Source organism: Streptomyces silvae (assembly GCF_016745505.1).
GTDB classification, from domain to species: Bacteria; Actinomycetota; Actinomycetes; order Streptomycetales; family Streptomycetaceae; genus Streptomyces; species Streptomyces silvae.
On record NZ_JAERUC010000055.1, the window covers coordinates 1 to 15,221 of the forward strand.

The 15,221-nt window shown below is 71.4% G+C and carries 16 protein-coding genes; 10 read left to right on the plus strand and 6 right to left on the minus strand.

The window, feature by feature from the left end:
* Positions 1–163: 163 nt before the first annotated feature.
* On the plus strand, positions 164–517 hold the full coding sequence (locus JKV81_RS07455; RefSeq protein WP_124274062.1) for a ribosome maturation factor RimM: 354 nt from the start codon (positions 164–166) through the stop codon (positions 515–517).
* A 59-nt stretch (positions 518–576) separates the two neighbouring features.
* On the opposite strand, the gene JKV81_RS07460 is transcribed toward JKV81_RS07455, so the two are convergent.
* On the minus strand, positions 577–1,182 hold the full coding sequence (locus tag JKV81_RS07460) for a Uma2 family endonuclease (protein ID WP_202075216.1): 606 nt from the start codon (positions 1,180–1,182) through the stop codon (positions 577–579).
* 229 nt (positions 1,183–1,411) lie between these two features.
* Between JKV81_RS07460 and JKV81_RS07465 the strand changes: the two genes are divergently transcribed.
* Positions 1,412–2,419, plus strand: coding sequence for a hypothetical protein (locus JKV81_RS07465; protein ID WP_236055659.1), 1,008 nt, complete (start codon positions 1,412–1,414; stop codon positions 2,417–2,419).
* Positions 2,420–2,437: 18 nt separating this feature from the next.
* On the opposite strand, the gene JKV81_RS07470 is transcribed toward JKV81_RS07465, so the two are convergent.
* Entirely contained in the window at positions 2,438–2,671 is a 234-nt protein-coding gene (locus JKV81_RS07470) for a hypothetical protein (protein WP_099174079.1), read from the minus strand.
* Positions 2,661–2,861: a hypothetical protein gene (locus JKV81_RS07475; RefSeq protein WP_372444092.1), complete on the minus strand. Its 201-nt coding sequence runs from the start codon at positions 2,859–2,861 to the stop codon at positions 2,661–2,663. Before JKV81_RS07475 ends, JKV81_RS07470 begins: the two co-directional genes overlap by 11 nt.
* A gap of 157 nt (positions 2,862–3,018) precedes the next feature.
* Between JKV81_RS07475 and JKV81_RS07480 the strand changes: the two genes are divergently transcribed.
* The 4 genes from JKV81_RS07480 (at position 3,019) to JKV81_RS07495 (ending at position 6,663) form a co-directional block, all read left to right on the plus strand.
* Entirely contained in the window at positions 3,019–3,861 is an 843-nt protein-coding gene (locus JKV81_RS07480; RefSeq protein WP_202075217.1) for a helix-turn-helix domain-containing protein, read from the plus strand.
* On the plus strand, positions 3,842–4,108 hold the full coding sequence (locus JKV81_RS07485) for a DUF397 domain-containing protein (protein WP_202075218.1): 267 nt from the start codon (positions 3,842–3,844) through the stop codon (positions 4,106–4,108). Before JKV81_RS07480 ends, JKV81_RS07485 begins: the two co-directional genes overlap by 20 nt.
* Before the next feature lie 216 nt (positions 4,109–4,324).
* Positions 4,325–5,974: a sensor histidine kinase gene (locus tag JKV81_RS07490; RefSeq protein WP_202075226.1), complete on the plus strand. Its 1,650-nt coding sequence runs from the start codon at positions 4,325–4,327 to the stop codon at positions 5,972–5,974.
* Positions 5,975–6,009: 35 nt separating this feature from the next.
* On the plus strand, positions 6,010–6,663 hold the full coding sequence (locus JKV81_RS07495; protein ID WP_202075219.1) for a response regulator transcription factor: 654 nt from the start codon (positions 6,010–6,012) through the stop codon (positions 6,661–6,663).
* 12 nt (positions 6,664–6,675) lie between these two features.
* On the opposite strand, the gene JKV81_RS07500 is transcribed toward JKV81_RS07495, so the two are convergent.
* Positions 6,676–7,626: an NAD(P)-dependent alcohol dehydrogenase gene (locus JKV81_RS07500; protein WP_202075220.1), complete on the minus strand. Its 951-nt coding sequence runs from the start codon at positions 7,624–7,626 to the stop codon at positions 6,676–6,678.
* A gap of 59 nt (positions 7,627–7,685) precedes the next feature.
* Between JKV81_RS07500 and JKV81_RS07505 the strand changes: the two genes are divergently transcribed.
* From JKV81_RS07505 to JKV81_RS07520, 4 genes are all read left to right on the plus strand, one after another.
* Entirely contained in the window at positions 7,686–8,327 is a 642-nt protein-coding gene (locus JKV81_RS07505; RefSeq protein WP_202075221.1) for a TetR/AcrR family transcriptional regulator, read from the plus strand.
* 104 nt (positions 8,328–8,431) lie between these two features.
* The gene (locus tag JKV81_RS07510) at positions 8,432–9,637 is read left to right on the plus strand and encodes an NAD(P)/FAD-dependent oxidoreductase (protein WP_202075222.1); all 1,206 of its coding nucleotides are present in this window, start codon (positions 8,432–8,434) and stop codon (positions 9,635–9,637) included.
* Complete coding sequence (locus tag JKV81_RS07515) at positions 9,634–10,554, plus strand: RNA polymerase sigma-70 factor (protein WP_202075223.1); 921 nt, start codon at positions 9,634–9,636, stop codon at positions 10,552–10,554. The genes JKV81_RS07510 and JKV81_RS07515 overlap by 4 nt, the downstream gene beginning before the upstream one ends.
* A 261-nt stretch (positions 10,555–10,815) precedes the next feature.
* Positions 10,816–11,709: a hypothetical protein gene (locus JKV81_RS07520; protein ID WP_236055661.1), complete on the plus strand. Its 894-nt coding sequence runs from the start codon at positions 10,816–10,818 to the stop codon at positions 11,707–11,709.
* Positions 11,710–11,784: 75 nt separating this feature from the next.
* On the opposite strand, the gene JKV81_RS07525 is transcribed toward JKV81_RS07520, so the two are convergent.
* Together JKV81_RS07525 and JKV81_RS07530 are read right to left on the minus strand one after the other, a co-directional pair.
* On the minus strand, positions 11,785–14,376 hold the full coding sequence (locus JKV81_RS07525) for a glycoside hydrolase family 9 protein (RefSeq protein WP_129264892.1): 2,592 nt from the start codon (positions 14,374–14,376) through the stop codon (positions 11,785–11,787).
* Between the two features lie 304 nt (positions 14,377–14,680).
* A partial coding sequence (locus JKV81_RS07530; protein WP_307820499.1) for a TCP-1/cpn60 chaperonin family protein occupies positions 14,681–15,221 on the minus strand: 541 nt, incomplete at its 5' end.

Genomic DNA, 15,221 nt, shown 5'->3' on the forward strand with positions numbered 1-15,221 from the left:
CAGGACCCCATGGTCCTGAGCCGCCCGCATTTTTTCTGCCTTCACGGAATTCACCGGGTGTGACCCGGAAAAGTGCGGGCAACCGAAAGACAGAGCGGCACTCGTCCTCATCGCGACGAGGATTCGCCGTGCCGAATGAAACCGTCGAGGAAGGAGCCATTTCATGAGCGACAACCTGTGGGGCTACCAGCCTACGAGCGGTCACACCGCGGGCGCCGACCTGACCGGATACTCGGTCGAGGCGACGGACGGAAGCATCGGCAAGGTCGACAAGCACTCCGACGAGGTGGGCTCTGCCTACCTCGTCGTCGACACCGGAGTCTGGATCTTCGGCAAGGACGTCCTGCTCCCGGCAGGCACGGTCAAGGGCATCGACACCGAGCACAAGAAGATATTCGTCGACCTGACCAAGGACCAGATCAAGGACTCCCCCGAGTTCGACAAGCACAAGCATGCGGACGACCCGGGCTACCACGCCCAGGTCGGCGGCTACTACGACAGCTACCGCATCATGTAGTTCGGGCGACACCATGATCAGAGGCGGGGTCGGCTCCCATCACGGGGCCGGCCCCGCTGTCAGCGCGGGAAACCGTCCGTCAGCAGCGTGACGCCGAAGGGCTCGGGCAGCGGAAGGGGCTTCCCGAAGGGCACGGCCTCGGAACGCTTGTACGTTCCGTCCTCGTTGGGCTCGGTGAACAGCGTGGTCATCGCCCCTCGCGTGTCGAACCGGTCGATCAGCACGTACATCGGAACCCCCGCCCGCGCGTAGGCGCGGTACTTCTTCGTCCTGCCCTCGCGGGCGTTCCCCTGGGACGTGATCTCGACGATCAGCAGCGCTTCCGACGCGTCCATGGGGTCGCTGGCCTCCGGATCGGCGGCTGCGATCAGCTCGGTCGGCATCACGACGAGGTCCGGTACGTACAGCTTGTCGAGCGGCGCGACGTGCACACCGAGCGTCTGGTAGATCTCCAGTTCCTCAGGAAGGTTCGCGTAGAGCCTGCGCTGGACCTTCGCGGCGATGCCGTTGTGGTGCGCGTGAGGCGGCGGTACCAAGACGATCTGCCCTTCGTCGATCTCGGCGCGCCACCCCTCGGGCACGTCCAGTTCCTGCCATGTCCGCAGCAGGTACTCCCACGGGCTGCCCTCGGAGCCCTGATCGCTTTCGACCATCGCAGCGGTCATCGCAGGTCCCTTCTCCTGTGGCCTCGTGCGGGAGCGTAGATCGACGTTTCTGCGGCAGTCCGCCGCTGCCTCCAGCGTCCCACGATCGCGTGAGCGCCGCACCGACCTCACCGCAGGTGTCCTCCGTTCGTTCCGGCCGGAGAACCGCACCACCGTTCATCTGCATCTCTCCGGGCAGACGCTGATTCCGGCACCGGGCAGCGCATGTCGAGAGCAAGGAGCGGAACGTATGACGAAGAGTCCCACCACGTCCGAGGAACTGCGGGCGGCGGAGGGCGGGGACGGGCCACGGCACGGCATCGTCCGTACGGCGTTCGGTGTCCTGCGCCGGGACGGGCGCCCGCTGTTCGGGCTGACGGCACGCGTGGCCGGACTGGTCGCCCTGGGGGCTCTGCTGCTGACGGCCGTGGCGTTCCTCGTCGCCTGGCCCACGTTCACCGAGATACGAGCGGGCGCGATCCGTGCCGAGGCGTACGACGGGGACTCCTACGCACCCGACGGCCGCCGGGTGCAGCACCTCTGGCTCATCCTCCTCGCCTGCATGCCGTTCCTGATCCTCCTGCTGCACCTGGGATGCACCGCCATCCAGACCGCGTCCGCCCGTGCGGTGGCGGGCGCCGGGACGCGCGGCCGTTTCCGTACGGTCCTGGGCGTGAACGTGCTGCGCGGAGTGCTCGTGTGGGCTCCGGTGGTCCTCGGGATCCTGGTGGAGGAGTACTTCACGACCACCCTGTTCCGCGAGTACACGGTGATCGTCCCGAAGTGGGAGTACCCCAACCTGTTCGAGATCCTGCGCTACGGTCCGCCCCTGCTGGGCATGGCGACCGCCCTCGTCCTCCGGCTCGGCTGGACCCTCGCCCCGGCGATCGCCGCGGCGGAAGGCCTCGGGCCCTGGGCCGCCCTGCGCCGCTCCTGGTCGCTGACCTGGAGCCGGGCCTCCGCCGCCTGGTTCCGTACGGTGGCCGTCGCACTGCCCCTGGGCCTGCTCACGGTCGGCGTGTACCTCCTGCTGCACCCCGCCGCCCGGCCCCTGCGCTCCGGCACGGTCCATCTCTTCCTGGCCTGGGGCCCGGACAACACCTACGCCGCGTACGTCGCCGGGGTCCTCGCCCAGATCGCCGCCGCCCTGCTCCTCACCGGCGCCCTGGTCCTGCCGCCGGCGCACACGCTCCTCGCCGTACTCCAGCGGCGACTTGCCCCGGCCCGGGAGCCGCAACCGGCGGCCACCCGGACGTGACTCCTCGGGGCGCCTGCCTCAGGGCAGCCGCCCCTCCCGGTTGATCTCCCGCACCCGCGCCCGCAGCACGAGCCCCGGCGGGGCCGGCCGGACGGCCTCCGGCGGGCAGTCCCACTCCGCGCCACCGCCCGGCGGACGCAGTTGTACGTACGGCCCGACCCGGCCCATCACCCGGCCCACCCGGCCGTCCCGCCCGTCCACGGCGAACGTGCCGGGCTCAGGCGTACAAGGCTCCAGTCCTTCAACTGTCATGAGCCGCCGCCGCTTCCAGCTGCACACTCAGCCGCATGGCCGTCTCGACCGAGCACCGGCCGAGGTCGACCAGCGGGGTCGGCTCGCTGGCCGCGCACGACACCGGGTCGACCCGGAGCGACGGCAGCTTCACGCCGACCCCCGCGAGCCCGGCCCGCAGCCGTGCCACCGCGTCCTCCGCCGCACGCACTCTGCCCGCTGCTTCTTTGCGCCGTTCCGTAGCCGTCATCATGATCTTCCCCATTTCCACGCTGAGTAGTGGGTATGCCTACTCAGCGTGTCCAATTCGTCGCTACCGTGGAAGAGGCGCAGTTCCAACACCACCTGATGTGTCATAGGGAGTCGCGTTGCCCGGACCCAAAAAGCTCGATCCCTCGTCCTCACCCCGCGCCCTCCTGGGCGCCGAACTCCGCCACCGGAGAGAGGCGGCGGGCCTGTCGCAGGACGACCTCGGGGCGCCGCTGTTCGTCAGCGGCTCGTTCATCGGACAACTGGAGGCCGGCACACGGCGCATGCAGGTGGACCAGGCCCAGAAGCTGGACGAAGTGCTGGGCGCGGGAGGCTTCTTCGTACGGAACTGCGCGGCCCTGAAGAAGTCCAAGTACCCGGACCACTTCGCAGAGGCGGCGGAGGCGGAGGCCGTCGCGGAGACGATCAGGGAGTACTCGCCGCTGCTCATCCCTGGTCTTCTACAGGCCGAGTCGTACGCGCGGGCCGTGTTCCGCGCGGGAAGGCCCACCACTCCGGAGGAGGTGATCGACGAGCTCGTTGCGGCCAGGATCGACCGCGCCGGGCTGCTGAGCCATCCAACAACCCCTACCGTGTGGCTGGTTCTGGACGAGGCGGTACTGCGCCGGAGGGTCGGCGGCCCCGCAGTCATGGCAGAGGCACTCCGCCATCTGGCGAAGCACATCCAACAACGACGCGTCATCATCCAGGTCTTGCCATACAGCGCCGGTGGGCACGCAGCGATGGGCGGGCCTCTCAAGCTCATGGCGTTCCCGGATGCGCCCTCCCTCGCCTACCTTGACGGTCTGGGTTCAGGTCAGCTGCTGGACGATCCAGCATCGGTGCGGTCGTACGAACTGACCTACGATTTGCTGGTGGCCAGCGCATTGTCACCAGATGCGTCCCTGGCCTTGATCGAGTCGGTGGCGGAGGATTACGCCCATGAAGCTCAGCAGCTCTGACTACGACCTCTCCACGGCAACCTGGCACAAGTCCACGTACAGCGGTGGGGACGGCGGCAACTGCCTCGAAGTCGCCACCTGGCGCAAGTCCACGTACAGCGATGCCAGCGGCGGCAACTGCCTCGAAGTCTCCGACGGCCACCCCCACCTCGTCCCCGTCCGGGACTCCAAGGTCACCGACGGCCCGGCCCTCGTGTTCCGGGCCGCCGCCTGGTCCGCGTTCGTCGCTGACCTCAAGCGCGGCTGAGCCGGCCGGTCCGGGCGACGGGGAACGACTTTCGTCGTCCTCCGTCGCGACCAACGGCTACAGCGGTGCCGGGCCGGAGGTCTCTACCGTGGGCGCGTGACTCGTCTGGATTCCACGGCACCCGCGCACCCCGCACCCACCTCCCGCGCACAGGCGGCGAGGACGCGACTGGCGTCCTGGTCGGCCGTCCCGGGACGGGCTCTGCTCGCCCCCGGGATGTGGCCCGCCCGGCGCGTGGTGGGTGAGACGTTCCTGAGCCTGGCGCTCGCCCTGGCGGGGGTGGGCGCGGGGCTTCTGGACGACGAGAACGTGGCGGTGGCCGTCGGTGTCGGGCTGCTGGCCGGGCTGTTGTCGTTGCTGCGCCGTGGGCTGCCCGCGTCCGTGCTGCTGGCGGCCGCGGCCGGTTCCGCGCCGTTCTTCGGGTTCGCGCCCCTGCTCCTCGTCGTCGCCTGGTCGGCCGGGCGGCGGATCGACGGACTCGGCAGGGCGTGCGGTGTGTTCGCCCTCGCGTACGGACTCGCCCTCGGCCTGACGGCGGCGTGGGAATCGCACGCGTCGTTGCCGCTCCTGGCCGTCGCCGGGATGTTCATCCTGGTCGCGATCGTGGTCCCGGGGCTCGCGGGACGCTACTGGTCGCAGCGCAGGACCCTGACCGACACGCTCCACGAGTACAACGCCCAACTCCTGCGCGAGCGGGCGATGCTCGTCGGGCAGGCCAGGATGCTGGAGCGTCAGCGCATCGCGCAGGACATGCACGACAGCCTCGGCCACCAACTCGCCCTGATCGCGGTGCACACGGGTGCGCTGGAGGTGGACCGCGCGCTGACGGACCAGCAGCGCGAGGCCGTCGGTGTGCTGCGTGAGGCCTCGGTGGCCGCGATGCACGAACTGCGCGACGTGGTCGGCGTACTGAGGGACGGTGCGGACGCCACCCCGGCCGCCGGGGCTCCTCCGGGCGGCGACGACCCCGGGGCGCCGTCCCGTGGGGTGGCCGGCATCGACGATCTGGCCGAGACGTCCCGGAAGGCCGGTACGGCGGTGGAGATCCGGCGCTCGGGCGAGGCGCGCCCCCTCGCGACCACCGCCGACCACGCGGCGTACCGCGTCGTCCAGGAGGGCCTGACCAACGCCCACAAGCACGCCCCGGGCGCCTCGATCTCCATCGGCCTGCGGTACGAGCCGGACTCGCTGGTCGTGGAGGTCGCCAACGGCCCGGTGGCGGCGCCCAGCGGTGTGGCGAGCGGCGGGCAGGGGCTGACCGGTCTCGCGGAGCGCGCCCGGCTGGTCGGCGGCATGGTGCACGCGGGCCCCACGGCCGACGGCGGGTTCCGGCTGGCCGGCGTCCTTCCGTACACCTCCCCCGGTGACGCGAGGAAGACGTTCGTCGCCCCGCAGGACGACTTTCGGGCGCAGAGCCCGGCGGGCCCCGGAGGTGAGGCTGGACCGGTCATCGAGTGGAACGGTCTCCCGAAGGAGTTGGCCAGGGCAGTGAACAGGACCAAGAGGGGCAACAGGATAGCCATCGGGTGCGGGGTGGCGGCCCTGATCGGGGTCGTGCTCGTGATCGCGGTGGTCGTCGGGGTCGTCTTCCTCGTACGGGAGGCGGACAAGGCGATGATCGAACCCGCGCAGTACGAGGCGGTGAAGATCGGTCAGTCCGAGCGGTCCGTCCGCGACGCGCTGCCGCACGGCGACTCGTTCATGAACACCGGCCCGGGTGCCGGAGCGCCGCCGGAGCCCGACGGCTCGACGTGCCTCACCCTCCTCTCCTCGGAGATCGGGAGCAGCCTGGACGCCGACCCGGTCTTCCGGTTCTGCTTCAAGGACGGCAAGCTGATCGAGAAGAAGTCCTTCGAGGCGACCTGAGGGAACATGGCAGATCAGAACCGCTCAGGAGAGTCGTGATCAGGGTTCTTGTGGCGGATGACGAACCGCTGATCCGTGCGGGCATCCGGATGATCCTCTCGTCGGCCGACGACATCGATGTGGCCGCCGAGGCGGCCGACGGCCGTGAGGCGGTCGAACTCGCCCGCTCCCAGCGGATCGACGTCGCGCTGATGGACATCCAGATGCCGGTCATGGACGGGCTGACGGCTCTCGGCGAGCTGCGCCGGGCGGCTCCCCAGGTGAGGGTGCTGATCCTGACGACGTTCGGGGAGCGGCACAACGTGCTGCGGGCCCTGACCGGGGGAAGCGCCGGCTTTCTGCTGAAGGACTCGGCCCCGGCGGAGCTGATGCGGGCGGTCCGGGCGGCGGCGGGCGGGGAGGCGTATCTGTCGCCGGGCGCCACCCGGCACGTCGTGGACTCGCTGGCCTCCGGCGGTGCCACGCAGCGGGCGGAGGACGCCCGCCGGAGGCTGGAGAAGCTGACGGACCGCGAACGCGACGTCCTGGCCCTTCTGGGCGAGGGCCTGTCCAACGCGGACGCGGGTCAGCGGATCCATATGAGCGAGGCGACGGTGAAGGCGTATGTGAGCCGCATCCTGGCCAAGCTGGAGTGCGAGAACAGGGTGCAGGCCGCGCTGCTGGCCCGGGATGCCGGCCTCGGCGTGTGAGAGCGGGGCGGCTCAGACCACCTGGATGACGTGCTTGCCCCGTACGCCGCCCGCCTCCAGGGCCCGGTGGGCGGCGGCGATCTCCGAGAGCGGGTGGACGGTGTCCACCACGGGGCGGAGCGCGCCGCTCTCCACGTAGCCGGCGAGTTCGGCGAGCAGGTCGTGCTGCGGGTTGCCGCTGAAGAACCGCACGCGTCCACGGCCGTGGACCGTCGAGGCGAGCACATAGCCGAGGCTCGCGGCGATGTGGTCCAGGTCGAAGGCGATCGAGACCATACGGCCGCCGGGCGCCAGGAGCCGCCGGAAGGACCGGAGTTCGGTCCCGACGGTGTCCAGGATGACGTCGAAGCGGCCCAGGTCGGACGGCCCGGTGGTCGTGTAGCTGTGGGCCTCGTCGGCGCCCAGCTCCCGGACGAGGTCGAGGTTCTTCGGGCCCGCGAGGGCCGTGACATGGGCGCCGAGCGCCTTGCCGAGCTGGACGGCGATGCTGCCGACGCCCCCGCTGCCCCCGCGCACGAGCAGCCGGTGGCCCGCTTCGAGGCGCGCCTTGCGGAAGGCCGTGAGGGCGGTGGTGCCCACGGGGAGGGAAGCGGCTTCGACCAGGCCGAGGTTCTCGGGGGCGTACGAGAGGTTCCGGGGCCGGACCGCCACGTACTCGGCCGCGCTGCCGAAGGTACGGGGCAGGACACCCCACACCCGGGCGCCGGGGCGCAGGCCGGTGATCGCGGGGTCCACCTCGGCGACCTCGCCGGCGAAGTCGATCCCGGTGCGCTGCGGGAAGGTGCGGCCGGTCACCAGGCGGACACGTCCGGCGCGTCCGTACAGCTCACCACCGTTGACGCTCGCCGCGTGGACGCGGACCAGCACCTGGCCCGGCTTGAGTGTCGGTACGGGAACCCGGCCGACGTACAGCACGTCGGGAGGGCCGTAGCTGTCGTAGAGCGCCGCGCGCATGTCGTTCATGTTCTCCACGGTAAGCGGGTAAACGGACGACCCCCTCCGTTTGGACTAAAGTGAGAAACATGCCTGCTCAGACCTCTCACAAGCCGCCCAGGGACGGCCTGCGCGCCGACGCCCGGGAGAACAGGGACCGGATCCTGAAGGCGGCGCGCGAGGCGTTCGCGGCGCAGGGCATCGACGTCCCGGTGGCGGCGATCGCCCGCCGGGCGGGGGTCGGGGTCGCCACGCTCTACCGCCGCTTCCCCACGCGCGACGCCCTCGTGACGGAAGCCTTCGCGGAGGAGTTGGGCCACTGCGTGTCCGTGCTGGACGAGGGGCTGGCGGACCCGGACCCCTGGCGCGGGTTCTGCACGGTGATCGAGCGGGTCTGTCTGATGCAGGCGTTGGACCGGGGCTTCACCCAGGCGTTCCTGACGGAGTTCCCCGGCCAGGCCGACTTCGCGCGCGAGCGCGCCCGCGCCGAGGAGGGCCTGGCGCTGCTGGTCAGGCGGGCCAAGGACGCGGGCGGGCTGCGCCAGGACTTCGAGCCGAGCGACATCACCCTGCTGCTGCTCGCCAACTGCGGCGTCACGACCGGCGCGGACGAGGAGGCGGCCACCGCGTCCCGGCGCCTCGCGGCCTACCTGCTGCACGCCTTCCGGGCCGACGGGGCGGCGCCCCTGCCGCCTCCCGCGCAGCTCGGACTCGACCGCATCCACGAGTAGAAGTCACTCATGATGTGACTCAGGTCACGTTCAGGTCGTGTCACAGCCGGGCCCCCTGCTTGCGTCCCGAGATCGTCAGCAAGCAGCGGAAGAAGGCGGACGCCATGAACACACAGCACGAGACCGACCGGCCGGCCCCCCACCGCGTCCTGATCCTGGGCGCGGGATACGCGGGCATGGCCGCGGCCATCCAGCTCGCGGCCCGCGTCAGGCGGCAGCAGGACGTACGCGTCACGCTGGTGAACGCGCAGGACCGTTTCACCGAGCGGCTGCGGCTGCACATGGCGGCGACCGGACAGCAGCTCGGCGAGCTGAGCATCCCGGAGCTGCTCGACGGCACGGGCGCGGAGTTCGTACGCGGCTGGGTCACGGCGGTGGACGCGGACGCCAGGACCGTACGGATCGACGACGACCGGGTCCTGCACTACGACACGCTGGTGTACGGGCTGGGCAGCGTGGCCGACACCTCGGCGGTGCCCGGCGTCGAGGAGTACGCGTACACCCTGAACGGTCCGCAGGAGGCCGAGGCGGTGGCCCACCGGCTGGCGGGGCTCGGCAGCGGCACGGTGGTCGTCGGCGGCAGCGGGCTGACCGGCGTCGAGTCGGCGGCGGAGATCGCCGAGCGGCACCCGGAGCTGGACGTGGTGCTGCTGGGCCGCGACGAACCCGGTGCGCTGATGAACCCGAAGGCCGGGGCGTACGTACGGTCCGCGCTGGACCGCCTGGGCGTCCGGGTCCGCAGCGGGTGCGACGTGGTGAAGGTGCTGCCGGACTCGGTCGAACTGGCGGGCGGGGAGAGCATCGCGGCGGGCCTCGTCCTGTGGACCAGCGGCACCCGGGTCTCCCCGCTGGCCGCCGCGGCGGGCCTGGAGGTCGACGCGCGCGGCCGGGTCGTCACCGACACCACGCTGCGCTCCACCTCGCACCCCGAGGTGTACGCCGTGGGCGACGCGGCGGCGGTCCGCCAGGGGTACGGCGTCATGCACGGCACCTGCCAGGGAGGGATGCCGACCGGCGTGCACGCGGCGGTGTCGGTCCTCCGTACGCTGCGGGGCAAGCGGCCCAAGCCGTTCCGCTTCGGCTACTACCACACCCCGGTCAGCCTCGGCCGTGAGGACGCCGTCGTGCAGTTCACCCGACCCGACGACAGCCCGCGGAAGATGTACCTGACAGGCCGGACGGCCGCCCGGTATAAGGAGACGGTGACCGCCTCCCCCTGGCCGACCTACGGCCGTATGAAGAAGATGCCCGCGTCGGGCGCGTTCTGGCCGCGCGGTGGGCGCTTCACACGGATCCGGGCGGCCCGGTGACCGGGGTGGCGGCCGACCCCGGCCAGGAGGCGTTCGACCGGTACCGCAATCTGCTGTTCTCGGTGGCCTACCGGATCCTCGGCACGGCGGCCGACGCCGAGGACACCGTGCAGGACGCCTGGATCAAGTGGTCGGCCGCCGACCGCACCCAGGTCGCCGACCCCAAGGCGTATCTGGCGCGGATCGTGTCGAACCTGGCGATGGACCGACTCCGCTCCACCCGGCACAAGCGCGAGGTCTATGTGGGGCCATGGCTCCCGGAACCCATCCTGACCAGCGCGGACACCGCGGACACCGTCATGGACGCCGAGTCGGTGTCGATGGCCATGCTGGTGGTGCTGGAGACGCTGAGCCCGCTGGAGCGCGCGGTGTTCGTGCTGAAGGAGGTCTTCGACTTCAGCCATGCGGAGATCGCGGAGGCGGTGGAGCGGTCCGAAGCCGCCGTACGGCAGGCCGCGCACCGCGCCCGTGAACACGTACGGGCCCGGCGGCCCCGCTTCGCGGCGGACCGGTCGCAGCAGCGCGACGCCACCGAACGGTTCTTCACGGCGGCGACCGGCGGGGACATGAACTCCCTGCTGGAGCTGCTCTCCCCGGACGTCACGCTGTGGACGGACGGCGGCGGCAAGGTCCGCCAGGCCCTGCGCCCGGTCGTGGGCGCGTCCACGGTGGCCGCCTGGTTCGCGGCCATCGGGACCGTCACCTACCAGGGGGTCGAGCCGGCCGACATGAAGGCGGAACTGGTCGAGATCAACGGCGGGCCCGGCCTGGTCTTCAGCGGGGCGGGCCGCGTGATCGCCACGGTCACCTTCGACTTCGACGAGGCCGGGCGCATCGTGACCATCCACAATGTCGCCAACCCCGACAAGCTGGGGGCCGTCGGCACGGGGGCGCCGTACCCCCTCGGCACGCGGTGAGCCGGTCACGGTGACCGGTCACGAGCCCTTCGCGGACCCGAAGCTCAAGTCCTGGAGTCCGAGCGCTCTTTCAGAGGAATGGGAGGTGGGACTGCTTCCCACCCGCCCACCCTGCCTGCACAGTTGACCGAATGTGACCGACTTGCCACGGGGCGTGGCCACGCTCTAGCGTGCCAAATCCACAGACGAGACGACCCCCGCCGGTGCGCGAACACCTGACAGGGGTCTGACCACCAAGATCGCCCAAAGGAAACCGATCTGATGGCTGTCGACCAGCTTAGTGCTGCCCCCCTCGCCCCGTACGTGCCCCCGCACCCGATGGCGAACCCCGGCTACGGCAAGCGGTCCGCCCCGGACCAGCGCCCGCGCGGTGAGCGCGACTTCGCGCATCTGCCGCCCCGTGAGGCCGCCGTCGCCGCCTATATCGACCGGCTGCCGGACGGCTCCGACGTCTCCGTGAAGACACTGGCCCGGTGGCTCCCGTACGGGCAGTGCGCCCTGCGGACCGCGCTCAACAGGCTCCAGGCGGCCGGGCATCTGCGCCGGGGCCGTGAGTGCGTCACCACCGACGAGGTCATGCTCTGGGTGACGCGGACGTTCTTCTCCCGGACCGCGCGCGACGACGCCTGGTGGGCGGCGTTCACGCGGGGCGACGTACCGCAGGAGGAGCCACAACGGCCCACGCGCAGCCGGGCCTTCGTCCTGCTGGCCGCCCTGGGGCGTACGGCGCCCGCGCTGACCCTGTCGGCCGCCGAGTGCGCGAGCCTGGAGCCGCAGGTCAGCGAGTGGTTCGCGCGGGGTGCCACCGAGGCCGAGCTGCTGCACGCCCTGACCGACGGACTCCCCGTGCCGGTCCACCACGCGGCCTCGCTGCTCCGCAGGCGGCTCACCGACAAGCTGCCCCCGCCCCGGGCCGCTCCGGAACGGCGGACGGTGCTGCTCAGCCTCGAATGCGGCGAGTGCCGCGCGCCGGGCAGCCCGGAAGCCCTCGCGGGCGGCCTGTGCGGGCCGTGCCGGGGCGAGGCGCTGAACGCACCCACGGGCCCGCCCGGCGCCGTACCCACCGGCGGGGTGCAGGAGCGGATGGCCTCCGTCCGGGCGGGCCTGGTCCCGCGCTCCGACAGAACGGCCTGGTCACGGGGCCGCCGCCGCTGAAGGCCGGGACGGGAGCGGTTCCGGTCCGGCACCGGACGACCGGCGCCGGACCGGAGACCACCCCGGGGCGTGCGGTCAGCCCGTGCTGCAGGCGCGGCCGTTCAGCTTGAACGCCCCCGGGTCCGGGGCCGTGCCCGCGGCCGAGGTGTTGAAGCCGAAGTCGACCGCGGCACCCGGCGCGAGGGCCTTGTTCCACGCCAGCGGCCTGGCGCTGACCGTGCGACCGGACTGGGCGAACTCCGCGCTCCAGGTGTGGCTCAGCCGCTGCTCACCGGGGAGCAGCCAGGTCAGCGACCACGGGGAGACCGGTTCCGAGCCGGTGTTCCGGACGCGGACCGTCACCGTCGAGCCGCTGTTCCACGGGTGCGAGGAGTACGTGACCTCGCATGCGCGGGCCGGGGCCGCCTGCCCGCCGTCGCCGGCGTCGTCCAGGTAGGAGGCGATGAAGGCCAGCGGCGCGTTCCAGTTGACGGTGATCTCGTTGGTCGACCAGGAGCCGATGTCGTCGATGTAGCACATGGCCGGGGCGCAGCCGCTGAGCTTCTCCGCCGCCACCGGGTCGCCGGAGGCGATCGCGGTCAGGTTGGGCCCGCCCGCGAGGGAACCGGGCGCCGGGTTCGGCAGGGTGGCGTCGTACTGGTGCGCCCAGAAGCGGTGGTGCTGGTTGTGCGAGTTCCGCTCGCCGTAGCCGGTGACGTACGACTGGTTGAGCGGGTTGCGGCCGAGGAGGTAGTCGGCGCCGCTCAGCACCGCGTCCTGGTAGGCGGCCTTGCCGGTCAGGTCGTGGGCCGTGGCCAGCACGATCATGTTGTTCAGGACCTGGCTGTTGGACCCCCAGACGTAGTCCTGGTCCTTGGGCGCGTACGGCAGTCCGTACGCCTGGGTGCGGGACTGCTCGGCGTAGCGGTCGGCGGCCGTGGTGACGACCGCGCGGACCTCACCGAGCTGGTCCGCCGTCAGACCGTTCGGCACGGTGGCCAGCGTGAGCACGCCCAGTCCGCCGGTGGAGCCCCACGAGATGCCGCCGCCCGCCGGGAAGACCGCGTCCGCGTCACCGTGCAGGTCGGAGGAGAGCACCGCCTGGCGGTAGGTGTCCTTGCCCGTCGTGGTGAACAGCTCGGCGGCCGCCCAGTAGAACTCGTCCGAGACGTCGTTGTCGCTGTACGCGCCGCCGCCGGTGCCGTCGTCCGGGTCGGCGAGGACGTCCGGGTGCTGCTTCGCCGCGGCCCACGCGGTCTCGGCGGCCTTCAGGCAGCGGTCCGCGAAGTCCTGGTCGAAGGGGGCGTAGAGCCGGGCGCACTGGGCGGCCGTGGCGGCGAGATTCAGCGTGGCCGCTGTCGACGGCGGGTGCAGCTCACGCTGCTGGGGGTCGAGATGCGGCTTCGTCGGAAGCCCGGTCCACGCGGCGTCGTGCATCTTGTGGTGCACCATCCCCGCCAGCGGCTCACCGGCCGGGACCTGCATCTTGATCAGGAAGTCCATCTCCCAGCGGGCCTCGTCCAGGATGTCCGGCACCCCGTTGTCGCGCTCGGGCACCCGCAGTTCACCGTCACCGAGCTCCGCCGACTCGGCGTCCGGCGCGGTCAGGGTGCGCTCGTACGTCGCCATCAGCTGGGCCACCGAGATACCGCCGTTGACCACGTACTTCCCGTGGTCGCCCGCGTCGTACCAGCCGCCCGACACATCCAGCCGGTAGTCACAGACACCCGGCTGGCAGGGGACGTCCGTGTCGCCCTTGTTGGGCGCGACACCGAGGTGGCCGGCCGGGCGCGCGTACTCCTCGCCGACGAGGTCCGCGTCGATCTCGATGCCGCTGCGGTTGTGGTAGAAGTACGCCAGCGCGTCCGAGCGCAGCCCGTCGTACAGGTCGTCGCCGATCGCGAACGGCTCGCTCACCTCGCCGTCGACCTCCACGGTGTACCCGTCGCCCGCCGTGGTGAGGTCACCGAAGTCGAAGGTGTGGACCCGCTGGAGCGAGCTGGGGTCCTCGCCCTGCGGGACGGTCCTGCCGGTGGCGGCCGTCGTACCGTCCGCGGCCTTCACCGCCCAGGTCAGCGGCTCGTCGGCGTCGGTGACCACGGTGCCGCCCTTGGGGCCGTGGGGCAGATACCCGACCTGGTTGACGCGGACGGGCGACCCGGTGTCCGGTACGTAGACGGGGGGCTCGGCCCCGCCTCGCAGCGACACGTCGTCCAGGCAGAAGGTCGTCGCCTTCTCCCCGCCGCCGATCTGCAACTGCACCGACGCGGCCGGCAGATCCACCGAGGCCGTGAACGTACGGCTCACCTGCGTGGCCTCCGTACCCACCGGGTCCGCGGAGGAGAGCACCGTCGTGTACGGCTCCGCCGCCTCCTGGACCCGGGTCTGGACGGTCAGGGGCTGGGTCGAACTGGCCGTGTAGGCCAGCTCGTAGCTCTCGCCCGCGACGATCGGGACATCGTTCTGGCCGACGATGACGTCCCAGGCGTTGGACGTGCCGGCGGGCACCTCGGTGCACAGCCGGCCGTCCGACACGGCCGCCGTCGCGTTCGGCGTCCACCACCACGAGGCGGTACCGGCGGCGAAATCGCCGTTGGCGATCTGCTCGGGCCCGGGTTCGGCACCGTCGGCCAGAGCCGTACCGGGCGACGCCAGGGCCGCCGCGAACAGTAACGCGACAACTGACAACCCGAACACGCGCCGCCCGTGACGGGGACGGTGGCGCGTGGGCCGTGCGGAGAGTGGTGAGACATGCACCGGGAGGGCCTTTCGTCGACAGCGGCGGAGGACGGGCACCCCTATATGGGAGCGCTCCCATGCAGTGTGGAGGTGGAGCGCGCAATCCGCCAGGGTCATGACAGAAATTCAGGGGGCTCGACGGGAACGCACGACGACGCCGGCCCCCGGGAACGGATCCCGGGGGCCGGCGTCGCACGGATACTGCGGGTACTGCGGGTACTACGGGTCCTGCATGGAGCTGCTGATCCGAGGATCAGAAGTCCATGTCACCGCCCGGCATGCCACCCGGAGCGGCCGCAGCGGCCTTCTCCGGCTTGTCGGCGATGACGGCCTCGGTGGTGAGGAAGAGCGCGGCGATGGACGCGGCGTTCTGCAGGGCGGAGCGCGTGACCTTCGCCGGGTCGATGATGCCCTCGGCGATCATGTCGACGTACTCGCCGGTCGCGGCGTTGAGGCCGTGACCGATCGGCAGGTTGCGCACCTTCTCGACGATGACGCCACCCTCGAGACCACCGTTGACGGCGATCTGCTTGAGCGGGGCCTCCAGCGCGAGCTTCACGGCGTTGGCGCCCGTGGCCTCGTCACCGGTCAGGTCGAGCTTCTCGAAGACGGCCGAGGCCTGGAGCAGAGCCACGCCACCACCGGCGACGATGCCCTCCTCGACGGCGGCCTTGGCGTTGCGCACCGCGTCCTCGATGCGGTGCTTGCGCTCCTTGAGCTCCACCTCGGTGGCGGCGCCGGCCTTGATGACGGCCACGCCGCCGGCCAGCTTCGCGAGGCGCTCCTGGAGCTTC

Excerpts from the sequence above, each read along its gene's own strand:
- JKV81_RS07455 (WP_124274062.1), top strand. The coding sequence starts at position 164 with ATGAGCGACAACCTGTGGGGCTACCAGCCTACGAGCGGTCACACCGCG.
- JKV81_RS07460 (WP_202075216.1), bottom strand. The coding sequence starts at position 1,182 with ATGACCGCTGCGATGGTCGAAAGCGATCAGGGCTCCGAGGGCAGCCCG.
- JKV81_RS07465 (WP_236055659.1), top strand. The coding sequence starts at position 1,412 with ATGACGAAGAGTCCCACCACGTCCGAGGAACTGCGGGCGGCGGAGGGC.
- JKV81_RS07470 (WP_099174079.1), bottom strand. The coding sequence starts at position 2,671 with ATGACAGTTGAAGGACTGGAGCCTTGTACGCCTGAGCCCGGCACGTTC.
- JKV81_RS07485 (WP_202075218.1), top strand. The coding sequence starts at position 3,842 with ATGAAGCTCAGCAGCTCTGACTACGACCTCTCCACGGCAACCTGGCAC.
- JKV81_RS07490 (WP_202075226.1), top strand. The coding sequence starts at position 4,325 with ATGTGGCCCGCCCGGCGCGTGGTGGGTGAGACGTTCCTGAGCCTGGCG.
- JKV81_RS07500 (WP_202075220.1), bottom strand. The coding sequence starts at position 7,626 with ATGAACGACATGCGCGCGGCGCTCTACGACAGCTACGGCCCTCCCGAC.
- JKV81_RS07505 (WP_202075221.1), top strand. The coding sequence starts at position 7,686 with ATGCCTGCTCAGACCTCTCACAAGCCGCCCAGGGACGGCCTGCGCGCC.
- JKV81_RS07510 (WP_202075222.1), top strand. The coding sequence starts at position 8,432 with ATGAACACACAGCACGAGACCGACCGGCCGGCCCCCCACCGCGTCCTG.
- JKV81_RS07520 (WP_236055661.1), top strand. The coding sequence starts at position 10,816 with ATGGCTGTCGACCAGCTTAGTGCTGCCCCCCTCGCCCCGTACGTGCCC.